This window comes from Vibrio kanaloae, from assembly GCF_024347535.1.
Lineage (GTDB): Bacteria > Pseudomonadota > Gammaproteobacteria > Enterobacterales > Vibrionaceae > Vibrio > Vibrio kanaloae.
Map to the genome: position 1 here is coordinate 896,646 of NZ_AP025497.1, position 17,657 is coordinate 914,302.

Below are 17,657 nucleotides of genomic sequence, written 5' to 3' on the forward strand. Positions count from 1 at the left end.
CCTATCCCAGTTAGTTAGTGGAAACAACAGGAAACTAGAGAGCAGTATGATTGAAGAACAAGATCCAGCTAAAAAGAAAAGTAAGCTCCTTATCATTATTATTGCCGTAATCGTAATATTGCTTGGTGTCGGCGCGGCGCTGTTTTTTTTCTTAGGATCCGATGATGCTGGTTCCGAGTCTCAGTCCCAACCAGCGACTGCAGTGGTCGCTGTAGAACCCGTCATGTATGTTAATATTCCACAGCCTTTCTTGTTCAATGTTTCGGGTGATAAGAAAGATCGTCTTGTCCAGATAAAAGCACAGTTGATGGTACGTGGCAGTAAGAATGAAGATTTAGCTCGTTATCATTCTCCGCTAGTAGAAAGTACGCTATTAGCAACGTTCGCTTCGGCAACGGTCGATCAATTGCGCTCTCCAACGGGGCGGGTTGAACTGCGAAACAAGGCAACTGAAGATATTAAAGCAAGTCTGGCTCAAGCTGTTGGCCAGCCTGTGATTGAAAAAGTGTTATTCACTGATTTCGTAATTCAATAGGTAATTTGTGACCGATTTATTAAGCCAAGACGAAATTGATGCGCTATTGCATGGCGTTGATGATGTTGAAGAAGTTGAAGATGTCTTAGAAACCGAGAATGACAGTGCGGTCAATTTCGACTTCTCATCTCAAGATCGAATCGTTCGTGGTCGAATGCCGACCCTTGAACTTATTAACGAGCGTTTCGCACGTCATATGCGGATCAGCTTGTTTAATATGTTGCGAAAAACGGCTGAAGTGTCGATTAACGGCGTACAAATGATGAAGTTTGGTGAGTACCAGAACACATTGTATGTACCCACTAGTTTGAATATGGTTCGTTTCCGCCCATTAAAAGGTACAGCACTGATAACGATGGAAGCGCGCCTTGTTTTCATCTTAGTAGAGAACTTTTTTGGTGGTGATGGTCGTTTCCACGCTAAGATTGAAGGTCGTGAATTTACGCCTACCGAAAGGCGAATTATTCAGCTATTACTAAAAATTGTGTTTGAAGATTACAAAGAAGCTTGGTCTCCAGTTATGGGGGTTGAGTTTGAATATTTGGATTCGGAAGTGAACCCAAGTATGGCCAACATTGTGAGCCCGACAGAAGTAATTGTTGTGAGCTCATTTCACATTGAAGTGGATGGCGGTGGTGGTGACTTCCACGTGGTGATGCCTTATTCGATGGTTGAGCCGATTCGTGAATTGCTGGATGCGGGTGTTCAATCAGACAAAATGGAAACCGACGTTCGTTGGAGTTCAGCCCTGCGTGATGAAATTATGGACGTACCGGTCAATTTTCGTGTAAACCTACTAGAGCAAGACATTTCTCTGCGTGACTTAATGGAGTTACGTCCTGGTGATGTTATCCCCATAAATATGCCAGAAAATGCGACTATGTTTGTTGAAGATTTGCCTACGTATCGTGTGAAAATGGGGCGTTCGGGTGAAAAGCTCGCGGTACAGATTTCTGAAAAAATTCAAAGACCGCATGTGGTCAAAACTGATCTCGCATTTTTAGGCAAGGATTTAATGTCTGAGCTAGAAAACGACGATGATAACGAATAGTAAAATAGATAAAAGTATAGGAATTGGTAATGGAACCTAGTGAAGATCAAAAGTTAGCAGATGAATGGGCTGCAGCACTTGGTGAAGACCCTTCTGCACCGTCAATTGATGTTGATGATGTTCTAGCGGCACCACTCGACGAGCTAACCGATTCATCGTCTCCGATTTCTGAAGATGAGCGCCGTAAACTGGATACCATCATGGATATCCCTGTCACCATTTCAATGGAAGTTGGACGCTCTAAGATCAGCATTCGTAACTTACTTCAATTGAATCAGGGGTCAGTGGTGGAGCTAGAGAGAATTGCTGGCGAGTCTCTAGATGTGATGGTTAACGGAACCTTGATTGCTCACGGTGAAGTGGTTGTGGTGAACGATAAATTTGGTATTCGTTTGACTGACGTTATTAGCCAAACAGAACGAATTAAGAAGCTGCGTTGATGGGCCTTCTTCCTCAAAGGGTGACAGGTTTACCTCGCGGGTTGACAGGTGTCGTTCGTGGGCTGATAGGAGTAGGGCTATTCTCTATTCCTTCCATAGCCTTTGCCGCGGCACCTCCCTCTCTCGATTTAGCGACCACCTTTGGGTCGCTAATTTTCGTTATAGCCTTCATTTTATTTATTGCTTGGCTACTGAAGCGAATGCAAGTTCCGGCGATGTCGAATCAACAAGGTTTGGCGATTGTTAGGCAAATACCTGTCGGCACCAAAGAGCGTATTGCTATTGTTCAAGCCGGTGATGAGCAGTTCTTAGTGGGCATTACCACGCAGTCAATTCAGCTGATCTCTAAGCTCGATAAACCTCTTACTCAGGAGATGCTGGAAAAAAGTACATTTTCAAGTCAGCTTTCCCAGCTAATAAAAAAAGATGCAAACAAGTAACGGATTTTTGGAATCTTCTTACTTTTGCCAAACCGGATCTTTCCGATTGGTGAAAGTGTGCTTGGTTCAGCTCATTTTACTCTGCTCGCTCGTGTTCAGTGTGTCGGTATTTGCACAAGCTGAAGACGACACTGTGATTCCTGCGAATACCGCTGGCTCAGAGTCGGTCACCATCAGCACGATGGAACAAGATCAAGCCAAATCGCAAACCATGACTACAGGTAGTTTGACGGGGAATGGAGGAGGGATTCCAGCCTTCACCATGACAACCAACGCCAATGGCGGTGAAGATTACTCTATTAACCTGCAAATCCTAGCGTTAATGACCATGCTTGGCTTCTTGCCGGCAATGGTGATTTTGATGACTTCGTTCACTCGTATTGTGGTGGTGATGTCCATCTTGCGTCAGGCGATGGGTTTACAGCAAACGCCTTCAAACCAAGTGATCATTGGTATCGCGATATTTTTGACCTTCTTCATCATGTCACCGGTGATCAATCAGGTTAACGAACAAGCGGTTCAGCCCTATTTGAATGAACAGATATCGGCGCGACAGGCGTTTGATGTTGCCCAAGGCCCAATTAAATCATTCATGTTGAAACAGACTCGAATTAAAGATCTCGAGACTTTTGTTGAGATCTCTGGAGCGGAAGTAACCAATCCTGAAGATGTTTCTATGGCTGTTCTGATTCCAGCGTTTATCACATCAGAGCTAAAAACGGCTTTCCAGATCGGTTTTATGTTGTTTTTACCGTTTTTGATCATCGACTTGGTGGTGGCTTCGGTGCTGATGGCGATGGGTATGATGATGTTATCTCCGATGATTGTATCGTTGCCGTTTAAGTTGATGCTGTTTGTCCTGGTTGATGGTTGGAATTTGATACTCTCCACACTCGCCGGCAGTTTTGCCTTGTAGCTGGGGGGAATAATGAATCCTGAAATATTCGTAGAGTTGTTCCGAGACGCACTTTGGATGGTTCTGATCATGGTGTGTGCCATTATTATTCCTAGCCTGTTAATCGGTTTAGTCGTAGCCATTTTCCAAGCTGCGACGTCTATCAACGAACAAACTTTGAGTTTTCTACCACGTTTAATCGTGACCTTACTAGCGTTGATGATGTTTGCTCACTGGATGACTCAGATGATGATGGAGTTCTTTTTTGAACTCATCGAACGCTTGCCTCAAGTATTGTACTAGACCAAATGGAATACCCAACGAGCCTTGTACTAGAGTGGTTAGCCAATTATTTTTGGCCATACACTCGCATCTCAGCCATGCTGATGGTGATGACGGTAACCGGTGCACGCTTTGTGTCGCCGCGTATTCGTCTGTATTTAGGCTTGGCGATTACTTTGGCTGTGATGCCTGCGATTCCAGCGGTCCCCAAAGAGATCGAACTGCTGTCGTTTCAAGGGTTCTTGACGGTCTTTGAGCAAATTGTGATTGGCGTTTCAATGGGGTTTGTTACCCAATTCATGATCCAAACCTTCGTTATGCTCGGCCAAATTCTGGGTATGCAATCAAGCTTGGGTTTCGCTTCTATGGTGGATCCAGCGAACGGTCAAAATACGCCAGTACTTGGTCAACTTTTCATGCTGTTAGCGACCATGTTTTTTTTGGCGACGGATGGGCATTTGAAGATGTTACAGTTGGTCGTGTTCAGTTTTAAAACCTTGCCGATTGGTAGTGGCTCTTTGACTGCTGTGGACTTTAGAGAGCTCGCATTGTGGTTGGGCATCATGTTTAAAACGGCATTAGCGATGTCGTTATCGGGTATTATTGCGCTGCTGACGATTAACCTTTCATTTGGTGTGATGACACGTGCGGCACCTCAGCTAAACATATTTTCTTTGGGTTTTGCATTTGCGCTACTCGTAGGTCTGTTACTTTGTTGGTATATCCTTGGCAGCTTGTATAGCCATTATGAGCTATTCTGGTTGCAAAGTGAGCAACAGATATGTCGTCTAATCCGGTTAGATTGCTAGGAGACTGAAATGGCAGAGTCAGACGGTCAAGAACGCACAGAAGACGCCACGCCCAAACGCTTGCAACAGGCCAAAGAGAAAGGGCAGGTTGCAAGGTCAAAAGAACTGGCATCGGCGTCGGTACTGATAGTTGGTGCGATTGCCTTAATGTGGTTTGGCGAATCGATGGCGAAGGCTTTATTCGAGGCTATGCAACGCTTGTTCTCATTGAGTCGCGACGAGATATTTGACACCAATAAACTCCTTGAAATCGCCGGTGGTGCACTGGTGAACTTGTTGTTTCCGTTATTCTTGATTCTGATAACTTTGTTCGTAGCGGCAGTCATTGGTGCGGCGGGTGTTGGTGGTATTAATTTCTCAATGCAAGCGGCGATGCCAAAAGCGTCTAAGTTAAACCCACTGAGTGGTATCAAGCGTATGTTTGGCCTACAAAGTTGGGTTGAGCTGCTGAAGTCTATTCTGAAGGTGGCACTTGTGTCGGGCATGGCCATCTATCTTATCCAAGCCTCTCAGCATGACTTGATGCAGTTGAGCATGGACGTGTACCCGCAGAATATCTTCCACGCTTTGGATATCTTGCTTAACTTTATTCTCCTAATCAGTTGCTCCTTGCTGATCGTGGTCGCCATTGATATCCCATTTCAGATTTGGCAACACGCCGATCAGTTGAAGATGACTAAGCAAGAAGTGAAAGACGAGTTTAAAGACACCGAGGGTAAACCGGAAGTTAAGGGACGAATTCGCATGTTGCAAAGAGAAGCGGCTCAGCGTCGAATGATGGCAGATGTGCCTCAAGCAGATGTGATTGTCACCAACCCAGAGCACTTTTCGGTGGCTCTGCGCTATAAGCAGAATCAAGATAAGGCACCGATTGTGGTCGCTAAAGGTGTTGATCATATGGCGATGAAAATTCGTGAAATTGCCCGTGAAAATGATATCTATATTGTTCCAGCACCACCTTTGGCGAGGGCGCTTTATCACACCACAGAGCTCGAACAACAAATTCCTGACGGTCTGTTTACAGCGGTAGCACAAATACTTGCCTATGTTTTCCAACTGAAACAGTATCGAAAACGCGGGGGAGAGAGGCCAAAACTGCAAGATTCCAATATGCCGATCCCACCCGATTTACGTCATTAGATCAATTGCTTGAGCTTAGCTTGATGAACCCTGATAATAGGAGGCTGGCTATTACTCTGTTCTAAGAAGTAATGGCGATAATTTGACGTAAGATGTTGGTACAGTGTTTGCTATATCAACTCCGAACATAATAAGCCCGTGTATTATAAACCCGTACATTACAAACCATAGAAACATAGCTTAGACCTGAGCCTCAATCCGCTTGGTGAGATAGCTACAACATAGCGAAACTGTCTAGATTTATGAAATTCTCCCTGCCTTTTGCGGACAAGTTGCCGAAAATTCCTAACCGTGCTATGCCTGCGATTGGAGCACCAGTTATGGTACTTGCAACGCTTGCTATGGTGGTGTTGCCAATTCCTGCTTTCTTGTTGGATATGTTCTTCACCTTCAATATTGCCTTGTCTATGGTTGTGCTACTGGTTTCGGTTTATACCCGTAGGCCGTTAGATTTCGCGGCATTTCCTACCGTTCTTCTGATTGCGACGCTACTTCGATTAGCCTTGAATGTTGCTTCGACACGTGTGGTATTACTCCACGGTCACGAAGGTGGTGACTCCGCTGGTAACGTTATTGAAGCCTTTGGTAACGTCGTTATAGGCGGTAATTATGCGGTTGGTTTAGTGGTGTTTTTGATTCTGATGATCATCAACTTTATGGTTGTCACCAAAGGTGCGGGCCGTATCTCGGAAGTAAGTGCACGTTTCACGCTGGATGCTTTGCCTGGCAAACAAATGGCAATTGATGCCGACTTGAATGCGGGTTTGATCGACCAAGATCAGGCTCGAACCCGACGTTTTGAAGTGACCAAAGAAGCCGACTTCTACGGTTCGATGGACGGTGCGTCTAAGTTTGTTAAAGGCGATGCTATCGCCGGTATCCTAATCTTATTCATCAACATCATAGGTGGCTTGAGCATTGGTATGGCTCAATTCGACCTTGGTTTTGGTGAAGCTATCGAAATCTATACGCTATTGACCATCGGTGATGGTTTGGTTGCACAAATTCCGTCTCTATTGCTGTCTATCGCCGCAGCGATGATGGTAACGCGTCAAAATACCGATGAAGATATGGGGCAGCAGCTCGTCTTCCAAATGTTGGATAATCCAAAGGCTTTGATGATCACCGCCGGTATCCTTGGGGTGATGGGTATTGTTCCTGGTATGCCGCACTTTTCTTTCTTAAGCTTGACTGCTGTGGCAGGGGCTGGTGCCTACTTTATCGATAAAAAGAACAAGGCAAAGGCTGAAGATACAAACCTGCCAGCCACCGTCGATGCTAATGGTGACACACCTTCATCGCAAAAAGAGCTCTCATGGGACGATGTTCAACCCGTCGATATTATCGGCTTAGAAGTGGGTTACCGCCTGATTCCGTTAGTTGATCGAGATCAAGGTGGTGAACTGCTTGAACGGGTAAAAGGAGTGCGTAAGAAGCTGTCCCAAGACTTCGGTTTTTTGATCCCCGCTGTACATATTCGCGATAATCTAGAACTGACGCCAAACAGCTACCGAATCACTCTGATGGGAGTCGCGGTTGGCGAGGCCGAGATTAAACCTGATATGGAATTGGCGATTAACCCTGGCCAAGTCTATGGAATGATCGAAGGTGAGCCGACCATTGACCCTGCATTTGGTCTCGAGGCCGTGTGGATTCGCGAAGAGCAGCGCGAGCACGCGCAAGCTTTGGGCTACACGGTTGTGGACTCCTCAACTGTACTGGCGACACACCTTAGTCAACTGTTGACCAATAATGCTTCGCAGTTAATTGGGCATGAAGAAGTTCAGAATCTACTGGAAATGCTTGGTCGTTCAACGCCTAAGCTGATCGAAGGTTTTGTACCGGATCAACTGCCGCTTGGCGTGGTTGTGAAAGTGCTTCAAAACCTACTAAATGAAGCCATTCCAATTCGTGATATTCGAACGATAGTCCAAACTTTGTCAGAGTACTCCGGTAAGAGTCAAGAACCTGACATACTTACAGCGGCTGCTCGTATCTCTTTGAAAAGGCTAATTGTCCAAGAAATCAATGGTATAGAGACAGAGTTACCGGTAATAACCTTAATACCAGAATTGGAACAGATCTTGCACCAAACCATGCAAGCATCTGGCGGAGAATCTGCAGGTATTGAGCCTGGTTTAGCGGAGCGCTTACAGACCTCTCTTAGTCATGCTACACAAGAGCAAGAGTTGAAAGGGGAGCCAGCGGTGTTATTGACCTCTGGTGTATTGCGTTCCACTCTCGCTAAGTTTGTGAAAAACACGATCCCAAGCTTGAGAGTGTTATCTTACCAAGAAATACCGGACGAAAAGCAGATACGTATAGTACAAGCTGTTGGTAATTAAGCCGCCTAATTAGAACGGACGATCGAATTGAAAATTAAACGATTTTTTGCAAAAGATATGCGAACAGCTCTGCTCCAAGTTAAAGAAGAACTTGGAGCAGAGGCTGTCATCATGTCTAACAAAAAGGTCGCAGGTGGCGTGGAAATTGTTGCCGCTATCGATGGTGAATCAAGCCAGTCGACAGCGAGCCCAAGAATCAATAAACCTCAGAAACCGGCGCAAAGTCAGTACACGCAAATGGCAGCGCCCGCGGTGTCAACTGGTTCTCGTCAATTAGATGAAGATAAGGTGAACCTGCAATCGAATGCTGAAGGTGGACGTTCAATGACTAAGCGCTTTGCGAATATGCTTAAGCAATACAGTCATGGGGCCGATGATGAGCCACAACACCGAGCAGAAAATGAAGATTCATTGTCTGCGTTGCTGAATCGTCAATCAGGCAGTAGCCATCACGCTAATAGTCATCAAGGTTCTAATCGCCATCAAGGTTCTAATAGTCACCAGCAGCCGCGCAGTAATGTAGATTCAGCATTTGCTCGCGAAACGGGTTTATCCAAACTGATTGCTGAAGATCGCAGAGTCGATCGCCCAACTCCTCGTCTTGATCCTACGCGTTATGATCGTGGCCGTGAAAGTGCTCCATCCAAAGGCTCAGATACTGAAATGGAAACGATGCGTGACGAGATGACTTCAATTCGTCGTTTACTCGAGCATCAAGTATCTGGCCTGATGTGGCAAGAGGTTGAACGCCGAGAGCCTTTAAGAGCCATGTTGATTAAGCGCCTTGAAAGAATGGGTGTTTCAGCAGAACTGGCTGATCAAATGGCGTGCTATATCCCAGAAGACACCAAGCCGGCTCGAGCGTGGAAGGCATTGCTTGCGTTGGTTGCAGACCAAATCTCGGTCACACAAAAAGATATTCTAAAACGTGGCGGTATTGTGGCCTTATTGGGCCCAACAGGAGTAGGCAAAACCACCACCGTTGCTAAGCTAGCGGCACGCGCAGCCATGGAGTATGGCGCCGACAACGTCGCATTAGTGACAACTGACACGTATCGTATAGGTGCGCACGAGCAGTTATCTATTTATGGTCGAATTATGGGTTGCCCGGTAAGAGTTGCTAAAGATTCTAGCGAATTGGCCGATGTAATATATCAGTTACGTAATCGTCGCCTAATTCTGGTCGATACTGCAGGTATGGGGCAACGAGATGTTCGCCTATCTGAGCAGTTAGACACATTGATGCAAGAGAGTGGTTCCGTTATCAATAGTTACCTTGTGTTGCCCGCAACAGCGCAACGTAAAGTGCTACAAGAAACAATTGAACACTTTAGAAGAATCCCATTGTCGGGATGCATCATGACTAAGCTTGATGAGTCCCTCAGTTTAGGTGAATTCATCAGTGTAGTGATACAAAATGCATTACCAGTTGCTTACATAGCAAATGGTCAACGAGTTCCTGAAGATATCGTCATAGCTCAGCCAAAGTACATGATGGCTAAGGCCAATGAGCTATTAGAGAAATCTACAGAGAATGAACCTCATTACTGGAATAGCGATTCTGAAGGGCTCTAGGCGGCGGATAAATATGAATGAAAATATGATACATGATCAAGCTAGCGGCCTCCGTCGCTTAACTAAGCCTTCACTTACCAAAGTTATCGCTGTAACGGGTGGTAAGGGTGGGGTCGGTAAATCTAATGTGACGTTAGGTATGGCTATTTGCATGGCACGCCAAGGCAAAAAAGTCATGGTGCTGGACGCCGACTTAGGACTCGCTAACGTTGATATTATGTTAGGTATTCGTTCTAAACGAAACCTTGGCCATGTGTTGGCTGGTGAGTGTGAGTTAAAAGATGCGATTGTCGAAGGGCCGCACGGAATTAAAATAATTCCAGCGACTTCAGGTACACAAAGCATGACTGAACTTTCACATGCTCAGCACGCAGGTTTGATTCGCGCCTTTGGTTCGCTTGAAGATGAGATGGATATCTTATTAGTCGACACCGCTGCGGGTATATCAGACATGGTGATCAGCTTCTCAAGAGCGGCGCAGGATGTTGTTGTCGTCGTTTGTGATGAACCTACCTCGATTACTGATGCATATGCCTTAATCAAATTGTTGAGTAGAGAACATCAAGTTCAGCGATTCAAAGTTGTTGCAAATATGGTCAGAAGCTACCGTGAAGGCCGAGAATTATTTGCAAAGTTGACTTTGGTCACAGAGCGCTTCTTGAATGTGAGCCTCGAACTCGTAGCATGTATTCCTTTAGATGATAAAGTACGTCAATCAGTTAAGAGACAGAAAATCGTAGTTGATGCGTTTCCTCGCTCTCCTGCGGCATTGGCTATCAGCTCATTGGCGAGTAAAGCATTGACCTGGCCAATACCAAAAACACCAAGCGGACACTTGGAATTTTTTGTTGAAAGGCTACTGAACCGTACTGAATTTATAGAGGAACCATTTGGTGAATAAAGCGCTTACTTACGACCAACATGCTAATCATAATAGCCAGCAGGCTTTTTTTGAGAAGTACTCTGTGTTGGTAAAACGTATCGCTCATCATTTGTTGGGGCGATTACCGCCTAATGTATTGGTTGATGACTTGATTCAAGCTGGCATGATTGGTTTGATTGAAGCACAACAAAATTATGATGGTACCAAAGGCGCAAGTTTTGAGACGTATGCAGGTATTCGAATTCGTGGGGCGATGTTGGATGATATTCGCCGCGGGGATTGGGTGCCGAGATCGGTTCATAGAAATAATCGAGAAATCAGCAGTGCAATTGCGGATTTAGAGGGTACACTCAACCGCGATCCAAGTGATGCCGAAGTAGCAAAACACATGGGACTCACTTTAGAGCAGTATCATAGTGCTTTAACTGATATTAATTGCTCAAGATTGGTTGGGATCGAAGATTTGGGGGTCTCAGATGATGTAATATCTCCGAATGAAGACTCTCAAGATAACACACCTTTTCAAGGGGTTGCTGATGAGTCATTCCGCCAAGCTTTGATCGATTCAATAAAACAGCTTCCAGAAAGAGAAGGCCTTGTGCTTTCGCTTTATTACGACGAAGAACTCAATTTAAAAGAGATAGGGGAAGTACTAGGTGTCAGCGAATCTCGCGTCAGCCAAATACTGAGCCAATCTATGCAGCGTTTACGCACTAAGTTAAGTGCTTGGACACAGAACGACTAACAACACTGATTTTATTCAGTGGAGGCTAATTTGAACAAAAACATGAAAATTCTCATTGTTGATGACTTTTCAACGATGCGCCGAATTGTTAAAAACCTACTTCGTGATTTAGGTTTCAACAACACACAAGAAGCAGATGATGGCTTGACCGCGTTACCTATGCTGAAAAAAGGCGAATTTGATTTCGTGGTAACTGACTGGAATATGCCAGGCATGCAAGGTATCGACCTGCTAAAACACATTCGCGCAGACGCAGAACTTAAGCACCTACCAGTACTTATGATCACAGCAGAAGCGAAGCGTGAACAGATCATAGAAGCAGCGCAAGCCGGTGTTAATGGTTACATTGTGAAGCCTTTTACTGCTGCAACTCTGAAAGAGAAACTTGATAAGATTTTTGAGCGCTTATAAGCATTGACAATATAACCTGTTTTAGGCGCTTCTAGAGATGCATTAACTTTTTAGTTTCCCGTTTATCTCTGCAGCTGAAGCGTAACAAATATGCGGAGTAAGGCTGAACTCAGGATGATTTCATTAGAACAAGCAAAAAAATTAGTAGACCTGCTTGAAAACGATGAGCAGCAAAGTGCTGATTCTCTTGTCAGAAGTATTTATGAAGATAATTTTAGTCTTCAAGACAATCCAATGCTTCAAGAAATAGGTAGTCTGACACGCGACCTCCATGACTCTTTGACACAATTCAACTTTGACGAGCGCATTAGCGTTATCGCAAATGATGAAATCCCTGACGCTAGGGATCGCCTTCAGTATGTCATTGATAAAACGGAAGTTGCGGCAAATAAAACGATGGACGCTGTCGATCGCTGTATGCCAATTGCAGATAACCTACACGAGTGTTTACTTCAAGTAAGGCCTCAATGGAATGAACTGATGCATGGCCGCATTGAGCTAGCACAATTTAAAGCTTTATGTCACCGCATTGATGGATTACTTGTCCAAGTAGAAGGCGACAGTACTGAACTACGTGGACAACTGACTGAAATCTTGATGGCTCAGGATTTCCAAGATTTAACTGGGCAGATTATTAGCAAAGTTATTACCTTGGTAAATGAGGTTGAAGGACGTTTGGTAGAGATTCTCACCGTATTCGGAGCTAATCAAATAGAGCCAACTCCTGAGTCAGAGAAGAAAGTATCTATTGCGCCTGAAGGTCCAATTATGAACCCAGAAGAGCGAAAAGACGCCGTTGCATCTCAAGATGAAGTCGACGATTTGTTATCCAGTCTTGGATTTTAAAGGTAACGTATGAGCTACGATTTAGACGAAGATATTCTTCAGGACTTTTTAGTCGAAGCAGGAGAGATCCTTGAACTCCTATCAGAACAACTGGTAGAGCTTGAGAATAATCCTGAAGACAAAGACCTATTAAATGCTATTTTCCGTGGTTTCCATACAGTAAAAGGTGGTGCTGGTTTCCTAGCATTGACTGAGCTGGTGGATACTTGTCATGGTGCTGAGAATGTATTCGACATTCTAAGAAACGGCCAACGCAGCGTAACCTCTGGTTTGATGGATACGATGTTGCAGGCTCTAGATACAATAAATGTACAGTTTCGAGCCGTGCAAGATCAGGAGCCTTTAGTGCGAGCTGATCAAGCTTTATTGGATGAGCTTCACCGCCTTTGTAAACCAGAGTCTGCCGATGAAGTTGCACCAATAGAGGCCCCTGCCCCCGTTATTGCTGAATCAGTTGTTGAAACACCTGCTGAACCTGTGTCAGTAGATCCTGTCACAGAAAGTTCAAGCATTAGTGCTTCTTCTGTGGATGATATCTCTGAAGATGAATTCGAGCGTTTGCTTGATGAACTTCACGGTAAAGGTGGTTCACCAACAGCTGCTTCTGCATCAACGCCGCCGCCAGCACCAGCAGCACCTCAACCTGTTGCTGACAGTAGTGATATTACTGATGACGAATTTGAAAAGTTGTTAGATGAACTGCACGGCGCGGGTAAGAGCCCAACAGCAACAAATTCAACAGCGCCACCGCCAACACCTCATACAGCACCAGCGTCGGCGATGTCTGAAGGCGATGATCTGATGACCGACGAAGAGTTCGAGAAGTTACTGGATCAGTTACACGGTTCAGGTAATGGACCAACTATTGAAGAGCTGGATGCGGCAACTAAGCCGGCAGCAGTGAAGCCAGAGCAAGTTGAGCCACAAGCTGCACCTAAACCGCAGTCTGAAGCGTCAGTTGTTGTTAAAGAAGAGCCTAAACCGAGTACACCGGTAAAAGCCGAAGTTAAAGCGCCAGCGAAGAAGCAACAAGCTGAAGCAACAGTTCGTGTCGATACATCAACACTTGATACCATTATGAATATGGTGGGTGAGTTAGTATTGGTTCGTAACCGACTTGTCAGTTTAGGGCTAAACAGCAACGACGAAGAAATGTCGAAAGCTGTCTCTAACTTAGATGTTGTTACCGCAGACCTACAAGGTGCGGTAATGAAGACTCGTATGCAGCCGATCAAAAAAGTATTTGGTCGCTTCCCACGAGTTGTCCGGGACCTTGCTCGTAGCTTGAAGAAAGACATCGTTCTTGAAATGCGTGGCGAAGAAACCGACCTTGATAAAAACTTAGTAGAAGCACTTGCTGATCCCCTGATTCACTTGGTGAGAAACTCTGTCGACCATGGTATTGAAATGCCGGACGACCGTGTTGCTGAAGGCAAATCTAGAACGGGTAAAGTGATTCTGTCTGCCTCTCAAGAAGGTGATCACATTGAGCTGGCTATCGTTGATGACGGTGGCGGTATGGACCCTGATAAGCTTCGTGCTATCGCGGTTAAACGTGGCCTGATGGATGAAGATGCAGCATCTCGTTTATCTAATAAAGAGTGCTTCAATTTGATTTTTGCACCTGGCTTCTCAAGCAAAGAGCAGATCTCGGATATATCTGGCCGTGGCGTGGGTATGGACGTTGTTAAAACAGCGATCAACACACTGAATGGCTCAATTGACATCGACTCAGAAATGGGCAAAGGCACCAAGATCACGATCAAGGTTCCATTGACGCTAGCGATTCTACCAACCTTGATGGTCGGTGTAGCAAGTCACCCATTTGCATTGCCATTAGCTTCTGTAAATGAGATCTTCCACTTAGATTTAAGCCGTACAAATGTGGTTGATGGTCAACTGACTATTATCGTTCGCGATAAGTCTATTCCGTTGTTCTATTTACAAAATTGGCTTACACCTAAAGCGGGAATTGTCGAACAGCGTAATGGCCATGGCCATGTTGTGATTGTGCAGCTTGGTAGTCAACGTGTTGGTTTTGTTGTCGATACGCTTATCGGTCAAGAAGAAGTTGTTATTAAGCCACTTGATAAACTACTGCAGGGCACGCCAGGAATGGCGGGCGCAACAATTACAAGTGACGGACACATTGCATTGATTTTAGATGTGCCTGACTTGTTGAAGCAGTACGCAGCTGCATCAAGAATTTAATTTAAGGATAAATATGGCGATTAAAGTATTAGTCGTTGATGATTCGAGCTTTTTTCGTCGTCGCGTTAGCGAAATCATTAACTCAGAGGCTCGTCTCGAAGTCATCGATGTAGCGGTAAATGGTAAAGAAGCGGTTGAGAAAACCAAGCAACTGAAGCCTGACGTGATTACGATGGACATTGAGATGCCTGTTATGGATGGTATTACAGCCGTTCGTGAGATTATGGCAGCTTCACCCACGCCAATTTTAATGTTCTCATCGTTAACGCATGACGGTGCAAGAGCCACATTAGATGCTTTAGATGCCGGAGCTCTCGACTTCCTACCTAAGAAGTTCGAAGATATTGCGCGTAATCGTGATGATGCTGTAGCTTTGCTTCAGCAACGTGTGATTCAAATAGCCGCTAAGCGTGCATTCATGCGCCGTGTACCTGTTGCTCCTCGAGCAACAGCGACGGCGTCGGCACCTTCATCACTGCGTCAAACAACTTCAACAGCCAAGCCTGCTGTTGTATCGACAGCAAAATTTAGAGCTTCGGGTAAGAAATACCAGTTAACTGCAATTGGTACTTCGACTGGCGGCCCTGTTGCACTACAGAAGATTTTGACTCGCATTCCTGCTCATTATCCACATCCGATCGTGTTAGTTCAGCACATGCCAGCAACCTTTACCGCTGCATTTGCAAGCCGACTGAATACCTTGTGTAAGATTGAAGTTCGTGAAGCACAAGATGGAGATGTATTGAAACCTGGAGTGGCTTACCTTGCTCCCGGCGGTAAACAGATGATGGTTGATGGTCGTGCAGGGTCTGCTCGTTTGAGAATTATCGATGGCGGCGATCGAATGAACTACAAGCCTTGTGTAGATGTCACATTCGGCTCTGCTGCGAAGATTTACGGTGACAAAGTCTTGTCTATGATACTGACCGGTATGGGAGCTGATGGTCGAGAAGGTTCGCGTATGTTAAAAGCAGCGGGCTCGACGGTTTGGGCGCAAGATGAAGATAGTTGTGTTGTATATGGTATGCCTCAAGCTGTAGCAAAAGCTGGCATTTCTACTGAAGACCTACCTCTAGACCGCATCGCGGAAAGGATCTTGGTTGAAGTTGGGTTAGCTTAGGTAAATCGAAATGATTGTTTGGAGTGTTGCAAACCAAAAAGGTGGTGTTGGTAAAACGACCACGACCGTGACTCTAGCAGGCTTACTTGCCTTAAAGGGGAACCGTGTGTTGTTGGTTGATACTGACCCACATGCATCACTGACCACCTATCTGGGTTACGACTCTGATACGGTGGAATCGAGCCTGTTTGACCTGTTCCAGTTGCGTGAGTTTAACGCACAAACGGTAAGACCTTTGCTTTTACAAACGGAAGTTGAAGGTATCGATATTATTCCTGCGCACATGTCTTTGGCTACATTAGACCGTGTAATGGGAAATCGAAGCGGCATGGGGTTGATCTTGAAGCGTGCTTTAGCCGCTTTGAAAGACGACTATGACTATGTGTTGATCGATTGCCCGCCAATTCTTGGTGTGATGATGGTGAATGCATTGGCTGCTAGTGATCGTATATTGATTCCGGTGCAGACTGAGTTTTTGGCGATGAAGGGCTTAGAGCGCATGATCCGTACTTTGACTATCATGCAAAAGTCTCGCAAAACCCCGTTTAAGGTGACAATTGTCCCGACGATGTACGACAAGCGAACTAAGGCTTCATTGCAAACATTAACGCAACTCAAAGATGACTATCCGAACCAAGTTTGGACGTCAGCTGTGCCGATTGATACTAAATTTCGAGATGCAAGCCTAAAGCGCTTACCAGCATCTCACTTTGCATCGGGTAGCCGTGGTGTATTTGCTTACAAACAGCTGCTTATTTATCTCGAGAGGTTGGCGATAAATGAGCGCGAATAAAGAATTAACAATGGCGCCCCCAAGTCTATCGAGTGAACAAGCGCTAGACGACTATTTTACTGCGCTATTAGGTGATGAGAGTTTTGAATCTGATGATTTTTTTGTTGACGAATCTAGCGACGAATCACAATCTGAAGAGCCAGAGCCAGAGCCAGAGCCAGAGCCAGAGCCAGAGCCAGAGCCAGAGCCAGAGCCAGAGCCAGAGCCAGAGCCAGAGCCACAACTTTCGAGCCATCATTCAAGCTATGCAGAAATACGCGCGGCTGAGTTTGAAGTTCCGAATCTTGAGGATGTTCAAAAACTCCTGAGTCGTTTAGAGGCAACTAATGTAGTAGAAGATCTGAATCTAGATGAATTGATGGATCAAAATACTCAGAAAATCGCCCAGCAAGAAGACATGCAGGTGTTTGACGTCACGGTGGCATCTGCTCAATTGTTTGAAGAACCAGAAATTCAAGATTGGAACCTTCCAGAACCTGAATTATCCATTGCTGTCGAACCTCAAGTTGTATCACAGCAAATTGAACAGCAACAAGTTGAAGCTGAACAACCAGCAATTAAGTCTGAAGAGACTGACCTTGAATCTCCTAAAATTGAGACGGCTGTTGAACTTGAAACTCAAGCCAGAGGTATTGACAAGTTTACTTCGTGGGAAAGCACGGCTCGAACGGAAGATTTCCAAGCCTTGTATTTTGAAGTTAATGGTGTGACCTTCGCCGTGCCGCTTGATGAGCTAGGTGGTATCCATCGCCTTGAAGAGTTAAGTCACATTATTGGTAAGCCTGCCTGGTATCTAGGGTTGCAAACCAACCGTGAAAATCAGCTAGATGTGGTCGATACCGCAAAATGGGTGATGCCTGAGAAACTATCGGGTGACGAATATAAAGAAAACTATCAATATATAGTGATGCTTGGAGATAGCTTATGGGGACTTGCGAGTACCGAGCTTAAAGGCACAGAGCTGTTGAACGCAGATAAAGTACGTTGGCGAGAAATGGCAGGAAAACGTCCATGGCTCGCCGGTATGGTTAAAGAAAAAATGTGTGCTTTGATCCATGTCGAAGCATTAGTCGCCATGTTAAACGCAGGGCTAGATGTAAAAGCATTGAGCTAGTACTACGATTGGTACAATAAAC

Annotated in this window: 18 protein-coding genes; all 18 read left to right on the top strand. The window is 45.2% G+C overall.

What is annotated here, in order from left to right:
* Positions 1–46: 46 nt before the first annotated feature.
* Positions 47–535 (top strand): flagellar basal body-associated protein FliL, encoded by a 489-nt coding sequence (gene fliL, locus OCV24_RS04345; RefSeq protein ID WP_017056878.1) that lies wholly within the window; start codon positions 47–49, stop codon positions 533–535.
* Between the two features lie 7 nt (positions 536–542).
* A complete protein-coding gene (fliM, locus tag OCV24_RS04350; protein WP_017056879.1) occupies positions 543–1,586 on the top strand; it encodes a flagellar motor switch protein FliM in 1,044 nt (347 codons plus the stop codon).
* A 29-nt stretch (positions 1,587–1,615) separates the two neighbouring features.
* A complete protein-coding gene (gene fliN / locus OCV24_RS04355) occupies positions 1,616–2,026 on the top strand; it encodes a flagellar motor switch protein FliN (RefSeq protein ID WP_017056880.1) in 411 nt (136 codons plus the stop codon).
* Positions 2,026–2,466, top strand: coding sequence for a flagellar biosynthetic protein FliO (gene fliO, locus OCV24_RS04360; protein ID WP_017056881.1), 441 nt, complete (start codon positions 2,026–2,028; stop codon positions 2,464–2,466). Before fliN ends, fliO begins: the two co-directional genes overlap by 1 nt.
* Positions 2,453–3,382, top strand: coding sequence for a flagellar type III secretion system pore protein FliP (gene fliP, locus OCV24_RS04365; RefSeq protein ID WP_170960253.1), 930 nt, complete (start codon positions 2,453–2,455; stop codon positions 3,380–3,382). Before fliO ends, fliP begins: the two co-directional genes overlap by 14 nt.
* Positions 3,383–3,394: 12 nt before the next feature.
* Entirely contained in the window at positions 3,395–3,664 is a 270-nt protein-coding gene (gene fliQ, locus OCV24_RS04370; RefSeq protein ID WP_017056883.1) for a flagellar biosynthesis protein FliQ, read from the top strand.
* A gap of 5 nt (positions 3,665–3,669) precedes the next feature.
* Positions 3,670–4,452: a flagellar biosynthetic protein FliR gene (gene fliR, locus OCV24_RS04375; RefSeq protein ID WP_017056884.1), complete on the top strand. Its 783-nt coding sequence runs from the start codon at positions 3,670–3,672 to the stop codon at positions 4,450–4,452.
* Between the two features lie 9 nt (positions 4,453–4,461).
* Positions 4,462–5,592 (top strand): flagellar biosynthesis protein FlhB, encoded by a 1,131-nt coding sequence (gene flhB, locus OCV24_RS04380; RefSeq protein ID WP_017056885.1) that lies wholly within the window; start codon positions 4,462–4,464, stop codon positions 5,590–5,592.
* 242 nt (positions 5,593–5,834) lie between these two features.
* The gene (gene flhA / locus OCV24_RS04385; protein WP_150878076.1) at positions 5,835–7,937 is read left to right on the top strand and encodes a flagellar biosynthesis protein FlhA; all 2,103 of its coding nucleotides are present in this window, start codon (positions 5,835–5,837) and stop codon (positions 7,935–7,937) included.
* 27 nt (positions 7,938–7,964) lie between these two features.
* Positions 7,965–9,512 carry a flagellar biosynthesis protein FlhF gene (flhF, locus tag OCV24_RS04390; protein ID WP_102506090.1) on the top strand — a complete coding sequence of 516 codons (1,548 nt, stop codon included), beginning with the start codon at positions 7,965–7,967 and terminating at the stop codon, positions 9,510–9,512.
* A 13-nt stretch (positions 9,513–9,525) separates the two neighbouring features.
* Positions 9,526–10,413: a MinD/ParA family protein gene (locus OCV24_RS04395; protein ID WP_017056888.1), complete on the top strand. Its 888-nt coding sequence runs from the start codon at positions 9,526–9,528 to the stop codon at positions 10,411–10,413.
* A complete protein-coding gene (locus tag OCV24_RS04400; RefSeq protein ID WP_017056889.1) occupies positions 10,406–11,140 on the top strand; it encodes an RNA polymerase sigma factor FliA in 735 nt (244 codons plus the stop codon). Before OCV24_RS04395 ends, OCV24_RS04400 begins: the two co-directional genes overlap by 8 nt.
* Before the next feature lie 42 nt (positions 11,141–11,182).
* A complete protein-coding gene (gene cheY / locus OCV24_RS04405) occupies positions 11,183–11,551 on the top strand; it encodes a chemotaxis response regulator CheY (protein ID WP_008218307.1) in 369 nt (122 codons plus the stop codon).
* Positions 11,552–11,665: 114 nt separating this feature from the next.
* Positions 11,666–12,397: a protein phosphatase CheZ gene (locus OCV24_RS04410; protein WP_017056890.1), complete on the top strand. Its 732-nt coding sequence runs from the start codon at positions 11,666–11,668 to the stop codon at positions 12,395–12,397.
* Between the two features lie 9 nt (positions 12,398–12,406).
* Positions 12,407–14,608, top strand: coding sequence for a chemotaxis protein CheA (locus OCV24_RS04415; RefSeq protein ID WP_150878079.1), 2,202 nt, complete (start codon positions 12,407–12,409; stop codon positions 14,606–14,608).
* 13 nt (positions 14,609–14,621) lie between these two features.
* Complete coding sequence (locus OCV24_RS04420; protein WP_150878082.1) at positions 14,622–15,728, top strand: protein-glutamate methylesterase/protein-glutamine glutaminase; 1,107 nt, start codon at positions 14,622–14,624, stop codon at positions 15,726–15,728.
* 10 nt (positions 15,729–15,738) lie between these two features.
* A complete protein-coding gene (locus OCV24_RS04425) occupies positions 15,739–16,521 on the top strand; it encodes a ParA family protein (RefSeq protein ID WP_017056893.1) in 783 nt (260 codons plus the stop codon).
* Positions 16,508–17,635, top strand: a complete 1,128-nt coding sequence (locus tag OCV24_RS04430) for a chemotaxis protein CheW (protein ID WP_150878084.1) — start codon at positions 16,508–16,510, stop codon at positions 17,633–17,635. The genes OCV24_RS04425 and OCV24_RS04430 overlap by 14 nt, the downstream gene beginning before the upstream one ends.
* Positions 17,636–17,657 lie beyond the last annotated feature (22 nt).

What these genes read in the sequence shown, in the direction of transcription:
- OCV24_RS04415 (WP_150878079.1), top strand. Translation starts at nt 12,407, where the DNA reads ATGAGCTACGATTTAGACGAAGATATTCTTCAGGACTTTTTAGTCGAA.
- OCV24_RS04425 (WP_017056893.1), top strand. Translation starts at nt 15,739, where the DNA reads ATGATTGTTTGGAGTGTTGCAAACCAAAAAGGTGGTGTTGGTAAAACG.
- cheY (WP_008218307.1), top strand. Translation starts at nt 11,183, where the DNA reads ATGAAAATTCTCATTGTTGATGACTTTTCAACGATGCGCCGAATTGTT.
- fliN (WP_017056880.1), top strand. Translation starts at nt 1,616, where the DNA reads ATGGAACCTAGTGAAGATCAAAAGTTAGCAGATGAATGGGCTGCAGCA.
- OCV24_RS04430 (WP_150878084.1), top strand. Translation starts at nt 16,508, where the DNA reads ATGAGCGCGAATAAAGAATTAACAATGGCGCCCCCAAGTCTATCGAGT.
- fliO (WP_017056881.1), top strand. Translation starts at nt 2,026, where the DNA reads ATGGGCCTTCTTCCTCAAAGGGTGACAGGTTTACCTCGCGGGTTGACA.
- fliR (WP_017056884.1), top strand. Translation starts at nt 3,670, where the DNA reads ATGGAATACCCAACGAGCCTTGTACTAGAGTGGTTAGCCAATTATTTT.
- OCV24_RS04410 (WP_017056890.1), top strand. Translation starts at nt 11,666, where the DNA reads ATGATTTCATTAGAACAAGCAAAAAAATTAGTAGACCTGCTTGAAAAC.
- fliQ (WP_017056883.1), top strand. Translation starts at nt 3,395, where the DNA reads ATGAATCCTGAAATATTCGTAGAGTTGTTCCGAGACGCACTTTGGATG.
- OCV24_RS04395 (WP_017056888.1), top strand. Translation starts at nt 9,526, where the DNA reads ATGAATGAAAATATGATACATGATCAAGCTAGCGGCCTCCGTCGCTTA.
- fliL (WP_017056878.1), top strand. Translation starts at nt 47, where the DNA reads ATGATTGAAGAACAAGATCCAGCTAAAAAGAAAAGTAAGCTCCTTATC.
- flhB (WP_017056885.1), top strand. Translation starts at nt 4,462, where the DNA reads ATGGCAGAGTCAGACGGTCAAGAACGCACAGAAGACGCCACGCCCAAA.
- OCV24_RS04420 (WP_150878082.1), top strand. Translation starts at nt 14,622, where the DNA reads ATGGCGATTAAAGTATTAGTCGTTGATGATTCGAGCTTTTTTCGTCGT.
- fliP (WP_170960253.1), top strand. Translation starts at nt 2,453, where the DNA reads ATGCAAACAAGTAACGGATTTTTGGAATCTTCTTACTTTTGCCAAACC.
- flhA (WP_150878076.1), top strand. Translation starts at nt 5,835, where the DNA reads ATGAAATTCTCCCTGCCTTTTGCGGACAAGTTGCCGAAAATTCCTAAC.